We start from the raw sequence: 21,851 nt of genomic DNA, 5'->3' as shown, positions 1-21,851 counted from the left end.
TCGTCGTGCCCGAAGGGCTTAACGCCCGAAGGGCGGCCGCTCCCGCGGTCCGCCCTCCGTGCCTCGCGGCGTGGCTCAGGCGACGGCGATGCCGATGCCCTTGCGCGCCTTGAAGTAGTCCTCGCTGATGCTGTAGAGGACCAGCTCCTTGATCTTGTCCTTCGGGGTCATCGACGACCCGAAGGCGCTCTGCTCCTGCGAGATGATGTGCGCCGCAACCGTGAGGTCGTTGCACAGCAGGAACCCGACGCGGTAGCCCGCGATCTCGGTGGCCAGCGCCCACTTCTTCACGTCCGTCGAGCCGCCGGCCTCGACGAACTTCCGCATCAGGCTGCGCATCTGGTCGCGCGCGCCACCGGGGAGCCGGTTGAAGATCTGCTGGGCGTAGTCCTCCAGCTCCTTCTTGGGCATGCCGGTCTCCATGTCGCAGACGTACATGCAGGTCAGGAAGATCTGCTTGAGGTTCTGCGGCGAGCGGTCGAGCGCCACGTAAGCGTAGTGCGGCAGGTACAGGTCGAGCATGTGCCGACCGAGCGCGAAGGCCAGGTGCTTCTCGTTCTTGCCCTTCAGCAGGTTGGAGAACAGCACCATCGTAGGCGCGACCCGGTTGTCACGCACCGCGTTCAGCAGGGCCACGTCGCCCGGCTCGTCCGGACGCAGGTAGAGGTCCGGCTGACCGACGTTGAGCACGTTCATCACGTACTTGGCCATGCGCGCCACCAGCGACGGGTCGCTGTTGATGTCGGTGCGGTCGTTCGGCTTGAGGTAGGCCGGCAGCGGGTTGGCCCGCCAGGCGGCCAAGGCCGGGGCGATCGAGCCGAGGATGCCGGTGATGAACAGATCCTCGTCCGGATGGAAGACGTGGCGACGCAACGTCTCCTCGCTCAAGCGCTGACGAGCCTGCTGGAACTCCGCGACGTTGAACTTCTCATAGACGGCCTGCTCCTCCGGCGTGGCCTGCTTCAAGAAGGCGAGCGTGCGCGCGACGCAGAACGCCTTATCGACCTGCTTGCTCTTGTAGTAGATGTTGAAGAGCGCGTGATAGGAAGCGTAGCGGAACGGCTCCTGGGCGATGAGGATCTGGTGCTCCTTGACCGCCTGGGTGGCGAACTCGGTCGGGTTGTCGGCTGACAGTGCCTCGTAGAGCTCGGCGAGCAGGAAGTGGCGCTCCACGTTGCTCGGGTCGAGCTTCGCGGCGACCTCGAAGGCGGCTGCGGCGGCCTTGAAGTCCTTGAGGCGAGTCCGGTAGATCTCCGCGAGGTTGCTCCACAGCGTGACCTTCAGGTCGTTCGCGTCGTTCTGCGGCAGGCGCTTGAGCATCTTGCGGTAAGACCGCTCGAGGGTCTTCCAGTCCTTGCTCTTCGTGACCATCGTGTCGATGGCCTGGAAGGCCTTGAGGAAGCTCGGGTCGTCGTCGAGGACCATGTTGAAGCGGTCGATCGACTCGTCGTGCGCCTTGATCTCGTCGCGGAGCAGCACCGCGGCGGTGTAGTTGTAACGAGACTTGCGCTTCGGGTCCGTCTCGATCTCGACGATGCGGTCGATGATGCGGACCGCGTCTTCCCACTGCTTGTACTTGGTGTAGATGTCGAGCAGCGTGTGAAGGAGCGGGTAGTCCTTGGGCTGGAGGTCGAGGGCGCTCGAGTACGCCGCCGCCGACTTTTGCCAGTTGCCGAGCTTCTCCAGGTAGAACTTGCCGATCTCCTTGAAGATGTCGGCCTGCTTCTCGCCGTCGGCCACGTCGATCATGGCCCGCTTGGCCTGGATCACGCCCTCCCAGTCGTTCGCCGCGGTCTGCAGGTCGATGACCGCGTTGAGGGTGTTCAGGTCGTGGGCGTCGACCTCGAGCGCCTTCTCGAGGTAGTTGAGCGCCTTGCGCGGCTCGTTCTGCCGCTTCTTGATCATGCCGAGGCGGTAGTAGACGAGCACCGTCTCCTCGGAGCTCTGGGTCTCGCGGTGCTGGACCAGGATCGTCTGGTACAGCTTGAACGCCTTCTCCCAGTCCTCCTTCTCGAACAACAGGTCGGCCATGCCCACGAGGACGTCGCGGTTGGTCGAATCGAGGTCGTAGGCCTTGCGGTACTGCTTGAGCGCTTTGTCAGCGTTACCGAGCTTGCGCGCCACCTTGGCTGCGCGCAGGAACAGATCCCGCTGCTCCGGCTCGCTGAGGCCGAGCTGCTCCGTCTTGCGAGTCAGCACGTCGTAGATCGGATCGGCGCCAGCGAAGTTGCCGTCGTCGTAATAGATCTGGCCGAGGACGCGGCCGACCTTCACGTGCTCCGGATCGATCTCGAGGACCTTGGCGAACAGCGCCACGGCCTTGTCCTTCTTGTCGAGCTCCTCGAAGTAGATGAAGCCGGCCTCGGCGGCGAGGTTCGTCTTCTCCAGCTTGAAGGTGGAGTACTCGACGGCGGACTCGAGGTTGCGAGCCGCCTTGAGCCAGTCGCGCCGACCCTTGTAGAGCTCGGTGAGGCTGATGAGCGCGGGCACGTAGCCCGGGTTCAACTCGAGCGCCTGGGTCAACCGGAACTCAGCCTGGTCGGGCTGGTCGAGCTTCTGCAGGTACACCTGACCCATGCGGGTGAGGTGCTGGACGCGCAGCTCCGGATCCCTGGCCAACTCCACGAGCTTGCCGAGGGTCTTGATCGCCGACTGCCAGTCCTCGATCTGCTCCTGCAGGCGAGCGAGCGTGACGGCCGCGTCGTACTGCTGCGGGTTGATCTCGAGGATCTCCGCGTAGGTCTCGATCGCGCGGTCGGTGTCCTGGATCTGCTTCTCGTAGGTCTGGCCCATCGCCAGCAGCAGCTCGATCTTGCCAGCCGGCGCCGCGGTCACCTCGATGTGGTTCCGGTAGGTCTCGACCAGCTCCGTCCACTTCTCGAGCTTGATGTAGAGCTCTTCGAGCTGGCGGTAGGTGACGTCCCGATGCTTGTCGAGCATCAGGATCTTCTCGAGCATCTCCGTGGCGCGCAGCGGGTCGCCAGCGAGGTTGACGAGGGCTGCTGCCATCCGATCGTAGATGCCGATCTGCTCGTTCTTGTCGTTGGTCGCGTCGAGCTCGGCCTCGAGTACGTTGAGGTACTCGGGGATCGCGTTGCCAGCGAGGTAGAGGCGCTCGAGGGCGCCGAGGGCGTCGCGGTCGGTCGGCTCAGAGTCGAGGATGCTGCGGTAGGTCTCGATCGATGCCGCCGGGTTGTGGATCTGCGCGTCTTGGACGCCGCCGATCCGCTTCTTGAGGGCAATGACCCGCTCGGGCTCGTCCAAGGTGCCGACACGCCGCTCGAGCATGTTGACGAGGTCCTGCCACTGACCCTGGCTCTCGTGCAGACGCGCGAGGTGATCGAGCGCAGCGACGTTCTCCGCGTCGATCTCGAGGACTCGGCGGTAGCTCTCGATCGAGGCCGGAATGTCGGCGAGCCCGACGTCTTGGACCTCGGCGAGTGCGAGCAGCGTCCGGACCTGGACGTTGGGATCGACCTCCAGCGGGACGACCCGGGTCAAGGTCTTGGCCAGTTCGACGTTGTTGCTCGAGCGGCGGTAGAAGCTGGCCATCTCGCGCAGCGCGTTGACGCTGTTCGGGTTGAGCTTGAGCGCCTCCTCGAGGCTCTTGAGGCCGTAGTCAACGCGGTTCAGGTGCTCGCCGTACCAGCGGCCGATCTTCACCCACAGCTCGCTCTGCTCGGTCTTGTCTTCGATCGTGCGAACGATGCCGTTGTACTCGTTGAGCAGCTCGCCCCACTTGTTGGCGGCCGTGGCGAGGCGTTCGAGCTCGCGGCTGGTGTCCTCGTTGGCGTAGTCGATGTTGAACGCGTACTTGAGGGACTCGAAGGCGCCCTCGGCGTCGTCGAGCTTGCTCTCGTAGATGTTGGCCATCTTCTGCGAGACGAGGACCTTGAAGGCCGTGTCCTCGAAGATCTCGACCTGACGGAGGAACAGCTCGATGAGCGGACCCCAGTCCTCGGTGTCGCGGTAGATCGCCTCGAGAGCCTCGTGCGCCGGCATGTAGGCCTGGTCGAGCTCAAGGATCTCCAGATAGACGCCAGCAGCCTCCGTCTTGTTGCCGATCTGCTGCTCCCAGGTCGCGGCAACCTGCATGAGCACGTCGATCTTCTCGGGCACAGTCTGCACGACCTTGCCCTTGCGCTCGAGCACCTGGACGACCTCCTGCCAGCGTGTCTCGCCGCTGTACAAGCGCTCAAGCGCTGCGAGAGCTTCGAGGCTGCTCGGCTCGAGCTCGACGACGTGGCGCCACGCGTCGATCGACGCGTTGGTGTCCATCAGGTACTCCAACTGGATGCGGCCGACCTGCGCATAGTAGTCGCGGGTCTGATCGGCCCCGAGCACCCGCGGCCCGAGGTTGATCAGGCGCGTCAGGATGTCGTTGAGCTCAACCCACGACTCGTTCTGCTGGTAGATGCGGTGCAGAGCCGTCAGCGTCTCAACATCGCGACCATTGAGCTCGAGGGCGTTGAGCCACGAGTCGAGGGCGTTACGTTCCTTGCTCAGGCGCTCGCCGTAGACGCGGCCGAGGGTCTGGTAGATCGACACCTTGTGGTTGTTGTCGCTGACGGCGTAGACCTGCCGCTCGAGCACCTCGGCCAGCTCCTCCCAGCGCTGAGCCCGCTCGTGCAAGCCCGCGAGTTCGCCGAGCGCGAGGGGATCCTCGCCGCGGAAGTCGATGACCTTGACCCACAGGTCGACGGCCTCGGGCTCACGCCCCAGCGCCTCCGAGGAGAGCTTCGCCATACGCTGGTAGCAAGCGGCGGTGTCCTCGTCGGTGTTGGCGATCGACGCCATCTTCTCGTACGTGTTGTAGAGGTCCTGCCAGCGCTGGGCCGCCATGTACAGCGCCTCAAGGCGCTCTAGCGCGCGGATGTTGGCGGCGTCGATGTCGATCGCCCGGTTGTAGGCTGCGATCGCGGCCTCCGGATTGGCCAGCCACTGCTCGTAGGCCGAGGCGAGGCGCATCTCAAGGTCGACGAGGATCTCGCCGTCCATCGTGCCCTTGATCCGCCGCTGCAGGACGTCAGCGAGCTGCTCCCACTGGCCCGACTGGGTATACAGGCGATCCAGGGCCTGCAGCGCCTCGGCGTGCTCCGGGTTGATCGCCAGCACCTTGTTGTAGGCCACGATGGCCCGCGCCGCGTCGTTCATGCGGCGATCGAGCACCTGGCCCGAACGCAGCAGCACCGCAAGGCGCACGTCCTGGTTGAGCTCCGCGTTCTCCAGCACCTGCTCGCCGACATCGACGATGTAGCCCCACTCCTGTGTGAGCTCGGCGAGACGATCGAGCTGCTCGTTCACCGTCTCGCTGGTCGGGTCGTCCATGTATGCGCGCAGCCACCAGTAGAAGCCCTGGCCGGCGTCGCCGAGCTGCTGCTCGCAGATCTCGGCGGTGCTGCGGATGATCTCGAGACGCTCGGCCACATCGGCCGTCGCGTTGAGCTTGACGTCCGCGAGCTTGATGAGCGCCTCCCAGTTGCGCCCCGCCTGGTAGAGCGGCTCGAGGATCGCGGCGATCTCAGCTTGGTGTTCACCTTCGGTGAAGATGAGCTCGAGCGCGCCGCGGGTCTGGCTGTGGTCAGGATCGATGTCGAGGATCGCCCGGTAGGCCTCGATGGCCTGCGGGAGGTTGCTCATGCTCTCCTGATAGATCTGGCCCATGCGGTGCTGCAGGGCGATGATCTCCTGCTCCTCCGCCGTGATGCTGATCTGGCGGCGCAGGTTCTCGACCAGCTGTGGCCAGCGCTCGAGGCTCGTGAAGATGCGGTCGAGCTGGGCGATCGCCTCGCGGTTCTCGCCATCGATCTCGAGGATGGCCAAGTAGCGAGCGATGGCGTCATCGACCCGATTCAGCTTGGCCTCGAGCACGCGTGCGAGGCGGTGCATCATGCCGACCTTGGTGGCCGGATCGAGGATGTTCTCGGCCTGCTCCGCGAGCAGCTTGGCGAGCTTCTCCCACTCGCCGGTGACGTCGGCCAAGCGGTGCAATTGATCGATGGTCGCTTCGAGCGTCGGATCGATCGCCAGGGCCCGGGCATAGGCCGCGAAGGCATGGTCGTACTGGCTGAGCTGCCGCTCGTAGATGGCAGCGATCATGTGCAGGCGCTCGATCTGTCCGGTCGGGTCCTGTGTGTTCTTGACCATCACCTCGTAGATGTCGACGAGCTTCTCCCACTCGGCGAGCTGGTCGTAGAGCGGTGCGAGCACCTCGGCAGCCAGCATCGGCTCGCTGGTACCGTGAACGATGCGATCGAGCGCAGCGATCGTCGGCGCATGGTCGGGGGCATGGGCGAGAGTATCGCGGTAGGCCTCAACGGCACGCACCATGTCGGCCAGCTGGTTCTCCCACAGTGAACCGATGCGGTGGCGCAACTCGGTCTTCTCTTCGCGCGCGGGGGCGACGTCGACGGCCCGCTCGAGGATGCCGAGCTGATCGCTCCAGCGCTCGGCCTGACCGAACAACCGATCGAGCGCCTGGATCGCGTGATAGTCCGCGGGCTGGATGTCGAGAATCGCCTGGTAGGTCTCGATCGCGTGCTCGACGTCGCTGAGCTTCTGGTCGTAGACTTGGCCGAGCAGGTGCAGCCAGTGGACCCTGTGCTCGGGCTCGGCGGCCAGCTCGGTCTTGCGGCGATAGATGTCCCGCAGCGGCTCCCACGCCTCGGTCACGACGTAGAGCTTGTCGAGGGCGTCGAGCGCCGCGACATCGGCGTCATCGATGGCGAGGACCTGCTGGTACAGCGCGACTGCGCCAGCCAGGTCGGTCATCTGCACCTCGCGGATCTGGGCCGCGTACAGCAGCAAACTCTTGCGGTCGTCAACCGAGTTCACCATCTCGGACTTGCGGACCACGGCGGTGACAAGGGCCTCGAAGTTGTTCTGGTTGATGTGGACCTGGATCAACGCGTCCACGGCCTCGAAGTTGGCCGGATCGATGCCGAGGATGCGGTCGTAGGATGCTGCGGCCTTGGCGGCGTCGGCGAGGATCGTCTCGTGGATCTGCGCGATCTTCACGAGTAGGCGGATGATCAGCTGGTCGTCGACGATGTCAGGGATCGACTCGTCATACAGCGCGACCAGCTGCTGGTACGCGCCCATCTGGCGCGCGAGGCCCTCGAGGCGCTCCTGCGTCAGCGGGTTGGCCGGGTCGACCTTGAACGCGCGGCCGAGGGCCTCGAAGGCCTTGGCCTGATCGTCCTGACCGCTCTCCTGCAACTCAGCGATGCGGTGCAGGAGCTGGATCTTCTCCTCCGCCTCCTGCGAGTGACTCACCATGATCTCGTAGCTCTGGATCAGCCGCGGCCAGTTGTTGCTTGCGCGGTAGAAGGGCTCCAGGGTCTTGGCGACGGTGAGCTGCTGCGACTCGTTGGTCAGGAGGGTCTCAAGCGCAGCCAGGGCGGTGGCGTTGGTGCCGTCGATGGCGAGCGCGCGGTGGTAAGTCTCCACGGCCTGCGCGGCCTGGTCGAGCTTGGTGAGGCGCAACTCGCCAAGACGAAGGTTCAGCTCGACCTGCTGCAACGCGTCCTGCGACAGGGTCAGCTGACGCTCGAGATTTTCCGCGAGCAGAGCCCAGTTTCCGCCGGACAGGTAGAGCCGATCGAGGGCGACGATCGCTTGCAGATTCTCGAACTCATCGGCGAGGATCTCATTGTAGGTGGCGATCGCCTCCTCTTTCTGGCCGAGCATCTCGTCCTGCAGGTAGGCGATGCGGAAGCGAAGATCCTGACGCGCCGCAGGCTCCGCAGTGAGCGCGACCTTGTTGCGATAGACGCCAAGCAGCTCGCCCCAATTTTGGTCGCGGCTGTAGAGCTTATCGAGCGCCTCGAGCGCGGCGACGTTGTCGGCGTCAACCTCGAGCGCCTTCTTGAAATTCTCGATCGCCTTCGCGGCGTTGCCGAGGCGCTGGTCGTACAGCGCTGCGAGCTTCATCAGAAGGTCCTTGAGCAGGTCGCTCGGCAGGTCGCCAGCGACAGCCTCCTCATAGAGCGCCGCGAAGTCGGCGAAACGATCTTCGATGTGGGCGATCTTCTCGAGCTCGGCCTGGGCCGTTTCGTTGCGCGGATCCTGCTTAAACGCCCGGCTGTAGGCGTCGAACGCGGCCGCCGAGTTGCCGATCGTCTGGGCCAGGATGGCGCCGATCTGCAGGAGCAAGTCGACGCGAGCACCGACAGAGTCGGCGGCGGCGACCTGGATCTCGAGGGTCTGAACGACCTGCGGCCAGGCCTGCAGCCGCTCATAGACAGGCAGCAGGATGGTCGCCACGGTCAGCTTGAGACCATCGTCGCCGAGCCAACCCTCGAGGCGACGCCGTGCCTCTTCGTTGGTCGGGTCGACCTCAAGCACCTGCCGGTAGAGCTCGACCGCGTCCGCGGCGATGCCCAGCTTGTCTTGCGTAAGGATGCCGAGGCGGAGCAACAGGCCACCGCGGGCCGAAAGGTCGTCGGCGCTCGTGGCCGCGAGCTCACGGCGCAGGATATCGGCCAACTCGTTCCACTTGCCCTGCGTGAGGTACATGCGGTCGAGGGCCGCAAGCGCACCGAGATCTTCGACGCCGGTGGCCAGCACGGCCTCGTAGGCGCCGACTGCCTGCTCGATGTGGCCGGCCTGTTCAAGGATGCTGCCGATGTGGGTCTGGATGGCGCGACGCTCGTCGTCGCGGTCGGTGAGTGAGAGCTTGGTACGGAGGATGTTGAGCAGATCCTCCTCGCGACCGAGGGCGAGGTAGAGGCGCTCGAGCGAGGTAAGCGCTGTCGGCTCTTCCCCGTTGATCTCGAGGATCGCCTGATTGGCCGCGAGCGCGGCGTCAAGATCGTTGACCCGCTTTTCATAGATCTCGGCCAGCTTGAGGCGCTGGGGGATGCTCTCGGGATCGGTGCCGTACTTCTCGATGCCGCCTTTGAGCGACTCGACCAGCTCACCCCATGCGCCGATCTCCTCGCCGAGGCGGAACATGTGGTCACGGATGTCGGCCTGGGTGTGGTTCTCAGTGAAGGCCTGGCGGTAGTATCCGAAGGCCAGGGCGTGATCACTTGCAACGCGCTCGGCGAGGTCCGCGAGGCGACGCAGCAGTAGGTTACGCTGCTCAGGATCCTCGCTGTGGTTGAGCTGGATCTTGAGGGGCACCGAGATGTGCCGCTCATCGTGCGCCTCCTCGTAGAGCGCGATCAGGGCATTGGCGATCGTCAGGTTGTTGTCGTCGAAGCCGAGCGCCTTCTCAAGCGCCTTGATGGCCTTGTCGGCCTTGTCGAGTCGCGTGTGATAGAGGTCGGCGATCTTGAGCAACAGGGTGGTGCGCTGGCTCCCCTCGGCGGTCTCGGACTCCTTCTCGAGCACGCGAACGAACTCGCCCCACTTGTCCTGCTTGGCGTAGAACTCCTGCAGAGACTCCATGTCGCCGACGACGAGGTAGAGCTTCTTCAGCGCGTCCTGGGCGCGACGGTTGTCGGGCTCGAGGCGGTAGAGCTGTTCCCAAGCGTTGATAGCTGACTTGTGGTCGTCAAGCTTGTCGCTGTAGAGCGAGCCGAGCTTGATGAGGTACTGGACCCGCTTCGCGTGGTCCTTTTCGACCTCGGTGAGCGTACCAAGGACACGGGCCAGCTGCGCCCACTCCTTCTCACGCTCGAGCAGACCCTCGAGCTGCTCCAACGCCTCGTGGTTGCTGGGATCGCTGACGAGGACCTGATTCCACAGCTCGATCGACAGCGCGTTCTTCTTGATCTTCTGAACGGCGGTGCGAGCGATGTCCAGCAGCTGCTCCATGCGCTGGGCGGGGTTCGCCAGCAGGGTCAGCTCTTTCTGCTGGACGTGGACCATCTTCTCCCAGTCGCGCCGCTTGGCGTACAGGTCCTTGAGCTTTGTGATGGCCTCGGCGTTGAACTCGTCGGCCTCTAGCACGCTCTCGAAGCTCTTGATCGCCTCGGCCTGATTGTTGAACTTGTCGAGGAACAAACGACCGGCCTCGAGGTGGAGGGCGGTGCGACCCACTGGATCCTGAGTGAGCTCGGCACGGCGACGGATGCGACCGATGAGATCGGGCCAGCGCTTCATCGCGTCGAACTGGGCCTGCTGGGTCTCGACGACCTTCAACAGAGCCTCATTGTCGTTGGCATCCTCGAGCACCTTCTCGAGCGCGGCGAGAGTGGTGACGACGAGGCCAGGCTGACGCAGGTGATCGCGATAGATCTCGATGAGCTGCCAGTACGCGGCCTTGGTGTACTCCGGGTCGCGGGTTGGATCCTGCTTGAGCTCGTCCTTCAACAGGTCTGCGACGTTGCTCCACTTGCCAGCCTCGGCATAGAGCTCACGCAGGCGCACCCGTGGGTAACGCTTGCCTGACAGCTTTTGCGACGCATCACGCCAGGCGTCGATCGCCTTGTTGCCGCCCGCGCTCTCGGCATTGCGGGCGATGTTGAGTAGACGCTGCTCATCCGGGCTGTAGGTCTCGCCGCCAATCTCGATCGTCTCGCCCGGTGTCGCCGCGGCTGCCTCAGCTGCAGCACGCTCCGCTGCGGCGGCCTTTTCGGCTGCCGCGGTCTTCTCCGCTGCGGCGCGCTCCTTAGCGGCGGCCTTCTCCGCTGCGGCATGTTCGGCCTCCTTCTCGGCAACGGCCTTCGCCGCAGCCTCGAGTCGAGCGGCCTCGGCTGCCGCTGCATGCTCCGCCGCTGCGTGGTCGCCCGCGCTTGAGTCCGCTGCACGCTCTGCCGCTGCACGCTCTGCCGCTGCACGCTCCGCCGCTGCACGCTCCGCCGCTGCACGCTCCGCCGCTGCACGCTCCGCCGCTGCATGCTCCGCCGCTGCACGCTCCGCCGCTGCATGCTCCGCCGCTGCACGCTCGGCGGCCGCACGCTCCGCCGCTGCATGCTCCGCCGCTGCACGCTCGGCGGCCGCACGCTCCACCGCTGCACGCTCGGCGGCCGCCTGTTCGGCAGCAGCGCGTTCAGCCTCCGCGGCGCCAGTGTCTGCAGCCTGGATGGCGCCGTGACCGGCAGTGAACTCGCGGATGAGTGGGTGGTTGGCTGCGACGTTGGCGGCCCAGCCGAGCAAGCTACGCGCAGTGTCAACGTCCTGACGGAGCTTCCACGCGATCTCACCGGAGACGAGAGCGATCAGGGCCGCGTCGATCGGGTCAGAGATCACGGCGAGGCCACGAGCGCCGAGCTCCACAAGTCCGTCACTCTGGCCTGTCCGCTCCGCGGTCTTCTTGAGCAGGTAGAAGGCTCCAAGGTGCCAGTCGCTGCCCTCCGCGTCCTTCAAAGTTCCGCCGCCGATCGAGTAGGCGTACTCGAGGGCCTGCCGGTAGAAGTAACTCGCCATGTCGGCGTTGTTGAGCCGCACCTGCCAGATGAGGGCGAAGTCGCGGAGGATGCTGACCTTGGCCTCGGGCGACTGCGCGAGCGCGACGCGGCGGTCCTGCAGCTTCTGGATGTGCTGGAGGTGGCCTCCCGCTGCCAACTGTGTCTCAGCGATGTAGCCAGCCTCATCGTTGAGCGGGTCCGCATCCAGAGCCTTGAACAGCAGCGGAAGCAGGCGCTGATCATCGGGCGCCTCCTGCTGCAGGATGCGAGCGCCCCGCAAGTAGAGCGTCGACAGGGTGTGGCCGAGGTTCTCGACGTTGGCGGCGAGCGGGTCGGCCTGACCCGTCAACGCGGCGAGCTGGTTGTAGACGTTCTGGAGCGCGAACTGCCAGTTTCCGCGATCGTACAGGGTCTCCTGGAAGCGGTCCTGGTACTCCTGGTTGCGGCCCTCGGCGCTGGCCGCTGCCTCAAGGTAGGCCCTGGCGTTGTCGATCTGCCGCAAGTTGAGCAGGGCACGACCGTAGGCGTAGTTCAGGGCAGGTGCACGGTTCGGATCCCGGTTGGCACGCAGCTCCAACGCCATCAGCTTGATGACCATCTCGAGGTTCGCCATCTGCTGATAGATGGAGCGAGCCTGCTGCAAGGCGAAGAGGTTCTCCCGGTCCCGCTTGACGGCCGTCTGGTAGAACGTCATCGCCTTGGCCTTGTCGAGGAAGATGCCCTCGCACGCCTGAGCGAGCTGGAAAAACGCGGCGGACTGCGCCTGAGGCGTGCCGGCGGAACTGGCTTGCGACTCGAATTCGTCGATGACCCCGTTCCACTCGGTGACCTCGGTGAGCCGTGACTTGATGCGCGTCGTTACTTCCATCTGGGACCCTATTTTTGAGCGTTCTCGGGGAATTAACCCAGCTCGGGAGACGGCGGATATACCACGCCCCACGGCGGCGCTTCAACGCGTCCAGCCTGCCGGGAAGATGAGGACGAAGCGGACCCCACAGGTCACAACGAAGCGCCGCGGGGTCGGGGAGATCGGTGTAGGTGAACAGATGTGCCCGGGACGAGGAGCGTCGATGAACTCCTGGCTCCGAGGGCGGCCAGCAGAGCCGCGGACAACAGCGTTTTGGCAGGCTCGGCGTGGCCGTTCCTGCGTTCAGATGACGTCCGCCATCCGGGCGACGGTGTCGCGCGCCGCCTTGATCAGGTCGGGACGGGTGTCCTGGCCCGCCTTCGAAATGAAGAGCTCGAGGTTCTCCTTGGCCTCCTTGCGCTTGCGCAGCTCGGCGTACGCCATTCCAAGGCCGTAGAGGGCGTCGACACCATCGGGGTCGATCGCCTTGGCCTTGGAGTAGGTGTCGATCGCCTCCTGGTACTGCCCGAGTTCGAAGTGCGCCCGGCCGAGCCCGTTCCACATGCGTGAGTCTTTGTCATTGATCTGCGCGCCAGTCTGCAGCACGACCATGGCCACGTTAGCGAAGCCGTAGTCGATGTACATGTTGCCGAGCGAGACGAAGGCCGGACTGTAACTGGGCTTGAGCTCGATGGTCTTGCGGTACGCGGCGTCGGCCTTCTCTGGCTCATCGAGCTTCTCGTACAGAGTCCCGGTCCGATAATGCGCCTTGTAGACCTTCGGGTCGAGCTTCAGAGCCTCCTGGAACGAGTTGATCGCGGCGCGATACTTGGTCTCACGCTCGTTTGCGGCGACGCCATCGGCTTCACCCTGTGCGGTTTGCACCGCGCCGATGTCGTAGTAGTACTCAGCGTTGGGCTCCGACTTCATGTTGTCGATCGCGCCCTGAAAGGCTTTTTCTGCGTCGACGAGCTTGTTCTGCTTCTTGTAGATCTGACCGAGCGTGTGGTACGCGGCGCCGTAGGTCGGATCGAGCTGAATCGCGTCCTGTAGGGCCTTCTCAGCACCTGCCGTATTGTTCTTGTCGAACAGTTGGATGCCCTCGTTCATCCGGTTGATCGCCTGAACACGGTTGCGGCTCGCCAGGTTGCAACCAGGCAGGACCATGACGAAGGAGACGAGGAGTGCGGCGAGGAGCGGAAGACGACGCATCAGAGGGACCTTTCCAGAACGTGCGGGATGATAACGGGGGTACCTTCTGGAAACAAGACCGGGACGAAGTCATCCGTGGAATGGCTCCCATGAGCTTCTGCTCGCAACGTAAGCGATTTTACCCAGTTTGAAGCGCTACCATCTCGCGCGACTGGACGGATCCATCCGAGATCTCTTGAGAACCAACGCCAGAAGCCTGGCTTTGGCCAGGCTTCTGACTGTGGTGGAGGGCCCGCGTGGGCCCGGGCATCAGCCTGGCTCGAGCACGAAGGGGTAGGTCACGATGACGCTGCCGCCGCCCTCGGGCTTGGGGAAGGTCCAGCGGCGGACCGCCTGGGCGATGCAGTTGCCGACCGCGGCGTCCTTCATCGTCGTCTCCTGGACCACCGCCGAGGGCACCTTGCCGGTGCCGCCGATGGTGAACTGCACGGCGACGCGGCCCTTGGCGTTCGGGTCGCGGGCCAGCGCCTGGTTGTAGCAGTAGCGGACCTCGTTGATGTGCGCGCGGACGATGCGGCGGATGATGTCCTTGTCGAGCGCGCCTTGGACCTCGGCCTTGGCCTGACGCACCGTCGGCACGCGGGTGCCACGACCGCCGAAGCCTGCGCCCGCGCCACGGCCGTAGCCCGAGCCCGAACCGCCGCCGCCGCCCTTGCCGATGAGACCGGTGTTGCCGAGGCCGATGGTGCCCTCGCCGGTGCCACCGCCGCCGCGGCCGGTGCCGACCAGACCGAGGCCGCCGACGCCGTAGGCCTCGCCGATCTCGGTGCCGGTCAGGCCGCCCCACACGTCCGCGTCGTCGTTGCCGACCGCGAACGCGCCGCCGTACGGCGAGGCGAGGAAGTGGCCGCTCTGCTGCTGCATCACGCCGAGGATGCCGGCCTGACGGGCCGCCATCTCCGGGTCGAAGTTGCGGGCCATCTGCGGGATCGCGTCCTTCGGGCCCTTCATCGCGTAGAGGCCGGACTTGCTCTTCGAGGTGGGCTTGCCCATCTTGCCTTCCTCGCCCTTGTGCCGCTGGCCGGTGCCGCCGGCCTCCTCGTCGGTGTTCTCCTGATCCTCGGGCGGCGGCTCCTCCTCCTCCGGCGGCTTGTCGGGCGCGTTGAGGTAGCCGACGAAGCGGTTCTCCTCGCCCATCCGTCGAGGCTGAGCTCGCCGGCCTCGTTGGGGATCAGGTGCGTGAGCACCAGCAGCGAGCCGATCACCGCGAACGAGGCGCCGTTGTAGAACCAGAACGGCTTGTCCGCGTCGCCGCCACCCTTGATCACGGCCCCGGGGGCGACCGAGTTCACGAAGAAGGTGACGTCGTTGTACTTGACCCGGCAGTTGGCCCCGGGCGGCAGCGGGAAGGTGTACGACGAGCCCGCCGAGCCGGCGCGGCCCGAGCTCACCAGCTGGCCCAGCGACACGCTCTGGCCGTCGAAGGTCACCTCGCCGGTCATGCCCTGCGTGAAGTTCAGCGCGAACTCGTGGTCGCTGCCCCGCACCAGCGGGAACGCGGCGCCGTCGGGCAGGCCCTGCGGCGGCACGTGGAACGAGGCCCCGTGCGACTCGCCGATCGTGTAGCTGCGGTTCACGAAGTCGCCGAGGCGGATCAGGCCGAAGCCGAACGGCACCAGGCCCAGCAGCGCGAGGCCGACGCCGAGCCCAGCGAGCCCGTTGCCCGGCTTCTGCGGGCGCACGCCGCCCGACTCGTTCGCCTCGGCCAGCTTGTCCTGGTAGCCCGACCAGTCCTGGCCGACCTCGTTGAGGAACACGCCCGTGCCCGCGATCATCAGCAAGCCGCCGATCGCCAGGAACATCGGCGCCTGCGACTTCTTGTTCTTCAGCTGGCCGACGTGCTGCACATCGAGCACCGTGCTGCCGAACATCGCCACGACCTCGGCGACCCGCGAGCCGTTCTGCACCTCGAACTCGCTGGCGTCGATCTGGATCGGCGCGCGGTTCATCATCGGCGCGGCGGCGGCGGCGGCCATCGGCGCAGCGGCCATCGGCGCGGCGATCGGCGCGGCGTGGACCGGCGCCGCGACGGCGGCCTGGCGCACGAAGCCGATCTCGAGGCGGTACGGCCCGAAGTTCAGCACGTCGCCGTCGTTCAGCACCGCGTTCTTGTCGACCCGCCCGCCGTTCAGCGTCGTGCCGGTCGCGCTGCCGAGGTCGATGACTCGGACCTCGTCGCCCGAGACCTCGATCACCGCGTGCATGCGGGCGACGGCCTCGTCATCGAGACAGACGTGGCTGCTCTTCAACTTGCCGATCTTGATGACGTCCTGGGAGAGGGTCTGGGTGTCGACGAGCTGGTCGCCGTAAAACACCTTGATTGCGAGGGTCTTGGTGGACATGGGTCGGGTCCTTGGGCTCTGCGGTTACACCGGCAGAGACAGCGGGCTGCAGCAGAAGTTCCGCGGTTAGAAATTCACTCTCTACTCGCGTGTGCGAGGGCGCGCCCGCCAGCACACACACGGGCGCACGTTCGCAGGACCGGGGAGTCGCTGTCGGACGTGCTGCGAAAGCTGAGGAGCACGAACGGCTTGCGACGCGCTAGACGTCCTGGGCCATCTTGATGAGTTCGGGGATGAAGTGCGGGCGGATGGTGATCAAGCTGGCGTGCTTGGTCCGTCCGCGGGAGGCGATGTTGGCACCTTCCGGCGAAAGCAGCTCGCCATCGACGTTGTCGTCGTCGAAGTCGTAGACGGTCGTTCCGCTCGATCCCTTGCCCTTCGCCGCCGACGAGTCCGCGTCGGTGTCGGTCGCAGGGGCTGCCCAAGCGTTCGTGGAGGCCAAAAGAGTCGTCAACAGCGTGACCAGTGCGAATCGCATCGTGAACCTCGATCTTCTCGCCTGCGAAAACAGGACTTTCGCGCACCATACCTCGCGTGCCCCCAGCTTGTAAACCGTCTCGCCAGCCCGCTTCCGGCCGTGTACTCGTCAAGAGCGCTTTGAGACGGCGAGAGGGCCGCTGGCTCGACGAGCCAGGACCCTCTCTCAGATCGCTACCCCGGGGAACCGAGATCACTTCTTCGGGGTAGCCGGGGCACCCGGCCGGCGCACCGCCTGCCGGCGCACCTGCGGCAGGTGCTGCGCCCGCAGCAGGTGACGGCGTCGGTGCCGAGCCAGCATTCTCAGCCTCCATCGCCTGCTTCTCGAGCTCGAGCAAGCGCTTGCGTTCAGCAGCATCCTGCTCAGCCTGGAGCTTGGCCATCTCTGCGGCCTTCTTTTCGAGCTCGATGCTGATCTTGTTGAACTCGAAGGTCTGATCGATGGTAGCGATGCGGTCCTTCGCCTCGAGCACCCTCGTGGCGTAGGTCTTGTTGGCGCCCGCAGCCTCGATGAACTTGTTGTAGTGGCCCTTGGCCACATTGATCAGCTTCTCGCCCTCCTTCATGGGGTCGACGCCGTCCTGCGTGGACAGGTGGTCCTGGTAGAGCACGCCGAGGTTGAACCACGCTCGCGGATCAGTCGCCGCCAGCTTGAGCGCCCTCTTGTACGACTCCTCCGCTTCCTTGAACTTCTTCAGGCCGCGCTGGGCAACGCCGAGAGCCAGCCACACCTCGATATTCTTCTGCTGCGCCGGCGACTTGAGCGCAACCTGAAAGGCCCCCTCAGCGGTGGCGTAGTCGCGGAACCGGATCGAGATGAAGCCGATGTTGAGGTTGGCCTCGACATGGGTGGGCTCGACCCTGACGGCCTCCTTGAAGGTCTTGAGCGCGTCGACCTGGTTGTCCCTCTCCAGCAAGAGCAGGCCCTTGATGTTGAAGATGTCCGAGCTCTCCTTGTTGTTGTCGTTCTTGAGCACCCGGATGCCCTGGGTCACCACCAGATCGGCGAGCACCAGGTACGACTTGTCCTTGAGGTGGCCACGATCGTAGTAGATACGGGCCAGATTCTCGTAGGCGGCCTGGTTACCGGAGTCGAGCGCCAAGACCCCCTGGATCGACTTCTCGGCCTCGCCGAAGACGTTGAGGTCCGTGTTGCCGATGTACTGGTTGCGCATCAGCCCTGCGACGTTGTTGCGCGCAGCACGGGCGCTGAGCTTGTTGGCCTCCACACCCTTCTTGAACATGTCGAGGGCCTTGCTGTCCTGGCCCTTCTTCCAGTAGATGACGCCGAGGTTGTTGTAGGGGAGGTCGAACTTCGGCGCGGCGCTGATGAGCCCCGAGTAGATAGGCTCCGCCTTGTCACTCTGGCCGCACTCGTCCCAGACGACGCCAGCGTTGAACTGGGCGATCGCCATCTGCACGCCATGGGCCTTGTAGACCCGCGTGAACTCGGCCGAGACCCGCTCACACTCATCGCCGCTGACCTTGCCGTCGCTCTTCGCGGAGAGGTAGCCCTTGACCGCCTTTTCGAAGTCGGCTTTGGCTTCGGCGGTGGCAGCTGCCGGGTTCGCGCCGCCTTGCGTCGCGCCAGCTGGACCCTTGCCACCTGGACCGACGCCGTCTGGATCTGTGGTGCCGTCAGGCTTCTTGCCGCAGGCCGACAGGGCGACCGCGAGAGCACCGATGCTTGCGAGTTTGATCAGATTACGCATGGTGGTTCCTCACTCGGCCGCGTCGCTGGCCTCTTCCTTGGTCTCTTCGGGCTTCTTCTCTTCGGGCGGCTTCTCGGCCGGCTTGGCACCGATCTCGGGCTTGCGACGCTCGCCCTCGAGGTCCGTCTGGACATCGACGCGATCGGGGCGGCTCGCCGTATACTGCGACTTTCCGAAGATCTCGGAGGTCGACGGGTACTTGTCGGCGTCGCGCTGCTGAAGCTCCTCCTCGCAGAGGCGCGAGAAGTCGTTGAAGAACTGGAAGGTCGTCGACTTCTCGAGGCAGTACGAGAACTTGGCGACCGCCGCCTCCTGGTGGGGCTGCGCCTTGTCGCTGAGCTCGTCGCAGAAGGCGTAGGCCTCCTCCTCCGTCTTGAACTCCGCCGGCACCTCGGCGCGGTAGAGCTGGTCGGCATAGTTCTGCGAGACCATGGCCGAGCGAGCGGCCGCGGCGAGCATCCAGTACGGCGACTGCTTGGCCTCGACGATCGCGTCGTAGCTCTTCTGCAACTCGGCGCCGATCTTGTTCTTCTTTTGATAGAACTCAGTGAAGCGCTTGACCGAGTCTTCCTTCTTCTTGAGCTGCTCCTTGTACTCCTTCTCCCACTTGGGAACGCCGGACTCCTTCTTGTAGTCCTCGACGAAGAAGCTCAGGCCACCGGGCATCTCGATGACGACGTACTCCTCATACTGAACGTCGGCCTTGTAGACCTGCGACATGGCCACCGCGTTACGGAAGTCCTCAGCCCGCTGACGATCGTCCTCGGGGATCGAGATCTTGTTGCGCGCCTGCTTGATGACGCTGTCGAAGTACTTCTGCGCTTCGTCGGCCCGCTTCTTGTTGCGCGGGTAGACCGTGATGATGCCGGAGGTTGCGCTGCCGCAATTCTTCGGCACTTCCTGCTTGGCCTTGGTCCCAGCCTTCTTCTCTTTGAGCTTCTTGTCCTTACGCTTCAGTTCTGCGGCGCGCTTACGAGCCGCGTCACCCGCCTGTGCCACCTTGCGCTGGATGCTGAGGCAGGAGTCGTGGAGCAGGCCCTTGTCGCAGGATTGCCGCCACAAGATCTGACCGATCGAGGCCTCGGCGACGATGCGACGGTCGGTGCCACCAGACTTGCCGTAGGTCTTCAAGTACTCCTCGGCGTGCTTGAGCTTCTCCTCGTCGGTCTTGAGGATGTCGTGCTTCGACCAGAAGATCTTGGCGGCGAGCTCCGGGTTGTCCTTCTTGTACAGACCCTCGTACTTGGCCAGGTTGGCGCTGGCCTTGTCGTCCTGGCCGAGGCCGAGACGGAACAGGTAGGCGTTGCGCAAGAAGTCCGGCGACTCTTTGTCCTTGACGTACTTCTCGGCGTAGGCCTCCATACGCTCCGCGGCCTTGTCGTACATCGCGATGGCCTGGTAGTTGCCCGCGAGCTTCGACAGCGTCCCCTGGAAGTGCTCGCTGTTCGGGAACTTGTCGAGCAGCAGCTTACGCATGCGGACCGACTGACCGAGCAGATAGGCGGCCTCGTAGCACTCACCGGCGTTGAAGATGAGCGTCGACGCCTTCTCATGCTCGTCGCCGTACTCGTTGTAGAGGGCGAGGAACTGCTCAGCGCACTGGCGGAAGCCGTTCGGGTCGCCCGCGGCGCCCGCGTCACGATAGGCGATACCCTTCTTCCAGCCGATGCCAGCGAGCAGGCGCGGGATGGCAGCCTTCAGCTCATCGGCCTCGGGATGGGTGTAGACCTTCATCTTCTGCATCTTGGTCGCCCATTTCTCGAGGTCGTCCGATGCCTTGACGGTCTCCTCAGGGGTCGCGCCCTTCGCAGTCCACCGGATGGTGAGCAGGTCGAGGAGCATCTCGGAGCACCAGGCGGCGTAGATCGTTCCGTCGAACTTGACGACCATCTCCTCAAGCAACGGACGAGCGTCCGTGAACTTATTGTGGATCATCATGATCTTGGCCCGGTGGTACACGATCTTCGGCAGCTCCGGGTCCTTCGCGTCCTTCACGTACTTCTGGTACGTGTCGTACGCATCGAGCATGCCCTTCTCGTCCTCCGTGTACTCGCTCTCAGGGTACTCGGCGTTCGTGTCCGTCGAGGTCTTCTCGTCGCGCTTGACCTTCTTCTTCTTCTCCTTTTCCTGGAAGACGCAGATGCCCTCGGAATTGGTCTTGCACGCCTTCCCCTGGCCGCCCGTCTCGTCGTACTCGAGGGCGTTCTTCATCGCCAGCATCTGCGCGAAGGCTGCGTCCTGCGTGAACTTACCCTCCGGGTTGATCTCGAGAACCTTGATGAACTCGTCGTGCGCCTTGCGGAACTTGGTGAGGCCCTCGGCCTTGGACTTCTTGTCGTTGACGAGGGCGCCGGCGCGAGCCCAGAGGAGCTCGGCGTAGAACATCTGGATCTCGTAGGCATCCTTGTCCTTCGGGAAGGTCTTCAAGAACCCTTCATAGGCCTGCTCCGCCAGCGCATAGGTGGCCTCGTTCTTGGTCTTCTCGGCCTCGTCGTGCCAGACGGTCGCCATCTGCTTCATCGTGTCGAGCGTCTCGTCGCGGCACTTGCGCTTGATGGCCTGCTTGTAGTCGCCGTCCTTGAACTTGGTCCAGTACTCGCCGAGCTGGGCCGTCTCCGTCCACTGGACCGACTTGTTGTCGGTGGCCAGCGCGTTGATGACGATGCGCCCCTGCCATTCGCAGGTCTGCGGGTCCTCGGGGAAGAGTTCTTGCAGCTTCTCGTAGACGAAAGTCGACTCGGTGTACATGCCCTGTCCGAAGTAGCGGACGGCGAGCAACTCCATCATCTTGCGGGACATGTTCTCGTCGTCCTTGGGACCGTCGCCGATCTTCTGGAAGAACTCCCATGCCTTGGTGGGCTTGCCGGCCTGCGCGAAGGCCTGGACGAGGTCGCGACGGGCGTCGCGACGCAGCTGCCTGGCGTTGGCCTCGGAGCCGGCGCGACCCTCGAGCGTCGCGGAGATGGTCTTGACGAAGAAGTCGAGGCTGAGGTCGTAACGCGGGTCAGCCGTGCCGACCGGGTTCAGGTGACACCACGCCATCTTGTAGAGGGCGTAGGCGTAGACCGGGCTGTCCTTGAAGGTGATGACCTTCTCGTACAGCTGCAGCGCATCGCCGATCTTGCTCTGGCCGAAGTAGTAATCCGCGAAGCTGAGGTAGGCGTTCGGGATGTACTGGCTGTTCGGGAAGTCCTGGATGAGGCGGATGTACGCCTCCTTCATCTCCGCCTCGCGCTTGAGCTGCCCGAGCTCGAACGCGTAGAAGTACAGCGCCTCGTCGAGGCGCTTGAACTTGCCGAGCTGCGGCGAGCTGACGAGCACCTTGTAGATCTTGACCGCCTGCTCCGAGGCCTCCTTGGCCTGGCCCTCGAACTTGGCCTGCTTGGCCTTGAGCTGGTCGGCCTTGGTCTTGTTCTTGGCCTCCTCGGCGGCATAGATGTCCTCGTAGAGGGCGCCGACCTGATTCTCGAAGTAGGCCTTCTTCTCGAGGAAGTGGTCGGAGAGGCGGAAGAGCAGATCCGGGTAGTCCGCGTGGCTTGGATCGGTGGCCTTGAGGAGGCGCTTGAGCTGCTCGATCTGCGTGTCCGCGATCTCCTGGGCGACGGCCGAGCGCTTCTTGGCGAACTCGGCGCCCTGCATCATGTCGACCTTGCGCTTGCTCTCCTTCTCTTGAGCTTCCTTCTGCGCCTTGAACTTGGTGTCGAGCGTGTCCTTCGTGCGCACCTTGCCGGATTTGCGCGTGTAACGGACGTTGCTCTTCTCGTCACCGCCAGCGGCCGGTGGGGGCTCTTGGGCGAAGGACTCGCCGGCGGAGGTGACGACCATCGCCGCGAGACAGATGCCGCTCAGGGTGCTCAGCTTGCGAAACTTCCGGGATGCGTTGTGCGACTTCATGGACCTCTCACCTCTGTTTGGCGGGACCAGCAGGTCACGCCGCGTGAACGCTCTGGGTTCGCAGGAGAGG

6 protein-coding genes and 1 pseudogene are annotated in these 21,851 nt (G+C 64.6%); 1 reads left to right on the top strand and 6 read right to left on the bottom strand.

The features are described 5' to 3' along the window. Positions 1-75 precede the first annotated feature (75 nt). Positions 76-8,955 (bottom strand): tetratricopeptide repeat protein, encoded by an 8,880-nt coding sequence (locus tag IPJ59_RS08445; protein ID WP_366524572.1) that lies wholly within the window; start codon positions 8,953-8,955, stop codon positions 76-78. A gap of 1,824 nt (positions 8,956-10,779) precedes the next feature. Between IPJ59_RS08445 and IPJ59_RS37665 the strand changes: the two are divergent. Further along, positions 10,780-12,141 (top strand): annotated as a pseudogene (locus IPJ59_RS37665) (pentapeptide repeat-containing protein); the annotation flags it as partial. Positions 12,142-12,447: 306 nt separating this feature from the next. Here IPJ59_RS37665 and IPJ59_RS08440 read toward each other — a convergent pair. The 5 genes from IPJ59_RS08440 to IPJ59_RS08420 all read right to left on the bottom strand — a co-directional run bounded on the left by IPJ59_RS08440 (position 12,448) and on the right by IPJ59_RS08420 (position 21,781). Continuing rightward, positions 12,448-13,356: a tetratricopeptide repeat protein gene (locus IPJ59_RS08440; RefSeq protein ID WP_293259418.1), complete on the bottom strand. Its 909-nt coding sequence runs from the start codon at positions 13,354-13,356 to the stop codon at positions 12,448-12,450. A 249-nt stretch (positions 13,357-13,605) separates the two neighbouring features. Continuing rightward, positions 13,606-14,349, bottom strand: a complete 744-nt coding sequence (locus IPJ59_RS08435) for an AgmX/PglI C-terminal domain-containing protein (RefSeq protein ID WP_293270705.1) — start codon at positions 14,347-14,349, stop codon at positions 13,606-13,608. Next, complete coding sequence (locus IPJ59_RS08430; RefSeq protein ID WP_293270704.1) at positions 14,304-15,698, bottom strand: FHA domain-containing protein; 1,395 nt, start codon at positions 15,696-15,698, stop codon at positions 14,304-14,306. The genes IPJ59_RS08435 and IPJ59_RS08430 overlap by 46 nt, the downstream gene beginning before the upstream one ends. Before the next feature lie 74 nt (positions 15,699-15,772). After that, positions 15,773-17,887 carry a tetratricopeptide repeat protein gene (locus IPJ59_RS08425; protein ID WP_293270703.1) on the bottom strand — a complete coding sequence of 705 codons (2,115 nt, stop codon included), beginning with the start codon at positions 17,885-17,887 and terminating at the stop codon, positions 15,773-15,775. Positions 17,888-17,896: 9 nt separating this feature from the next. Continuing rightward, the gene (locus IPJ59_RS08420) at positions 17,897-21,781 is read right to left on the bottom strand and encodes a tol-pal system YbgF family protein (RefSeq protein ID WP_293259430.1); all 3,885 of its coding nucleotides are present in this window, start codon (positions 21,779-21,781) and stop codon (positions 17,897-17,899) included. Positions 21,782-21,851: the final 70 nt, after the last annotated feature.

This window comes from Nannocystis sp., assembly GCF_016714285.1.
Taxonomy (GTDB): Bacteria; Myxococcota_A; Polyangia; order Nannocystales; family Nannocystaceae; genus Nannocystis.
This window is presented reverse-complemented; position numbering and strand designations above follow the sequence as displayed.